The following is an 897-nucleotide window of genomic DNA, read 5'->3' as shown; positions in this document are numbered from 1 at the left end:
CAATAAGTAAGTACTTGCTATTCTGACCATTCAATTTCGTCAATAACTAGCCTAGCTTGTGCGCTCGTACAGTCTGTGAGCCTCATGAGTTGATTAACGCTGATTGGCCAATGTTCTTTGGCAAGCGTTTTTAGGTCTTTCAAATTTAATTCTGGTCGCTGCTTCTTAAGCAGATTTGCAACCCATAGCCAGCTTTCTTGTTTCGCTGATTCAATACTCTTTTGTAAGTTGATGGACTGTTCTGTATTGAGTTCGATTGTCCAATTTCGAGATCGTCCTCTACGCGTTAATGTCACACCTTGGTCTTTTATAAGGCATTTAAGATCCTGCGCATTTTCGACACGGCGAATAAAACTATTCAGTTGGATTCGAAAAAATTGAGGCATTTTAGAGGGATATTTTTAGAGGGTCTCAGAAATATAGCTGTTTTATATGCTATGAGAATCTAACAAATACTTTTACAATAGTCTCGCGGCAATAAAGGCTGACCAATAAAAACGCGCTTGCCTTTGTTGTCTCTTCTGATTTGCATAGCCGTTTGGCTACTGTTCTGTGCGAAAGACTTACTATGCCTGATATCGTTGTCATGTTTTTTTTGCTCGGCCTAGTTGCCGGGCTTCTCAAATCTGATTTGAGTATTCCAAAAGAAGCCTACGATACCCTGAGTTTACTATTAATGCTTACCATCGGATTGAAGGGTGGTATGGCCTTATTTGGTAGTGTTTCGACTAACTTGATATGGGAGATGTTAACCGTCGCCTTAGTTGGAGCGATTTGCCCTTTATTAATTCTTCCTATCTTACGTTTTGTCTGTGGCGTATCTCTCGCCAACGCCAGCAGTATTGCAGCTCACTATGGTTCGGTTAGTGCCGGTACCTTTGCGGTTGTGCTGACGTA

The 897-nt window shown here is 41.4% G+C and carries 2 protein-coding genes; one reads left to right on the top strand and one right to left on the bottom strand.

The features are described from left to right. Positions 1 to 17: 17 nt before the first annotated feature. Positions 18 to 386 (bottom strand): ribosome recycling factor family protein, encoded by a 369-nt coding sequence (locus tag A3739_RS03155; RefSeq protein ID WP_068500275.1) that lies wholly within the window; start codon positions 384 to 386, stop codon positions 18 to 20. A 182-nt stretch (positions 387 to 568) separates the two neighbouring features. Between A3739_RS03155 and A3739_RS03150 the strand changes: the two genes are divergently transcribed. Next, positions 569 to 897 (top strand): sodium-dependent bicarbonate transport family permease (locus A3739_RS03150; protein ID WP_197471997.1); only part of this gene is annotated, 329 nt, incomplete at its 3' end.

The sequence above is a fragment of the Oleiphilus sp. HI0067 genome, assembly GCF_001635735.1.
Note: the sequence above shows the minus strand (reverse complement) of the source record. Positions and strands in the feature narration are given on the sequence as shown.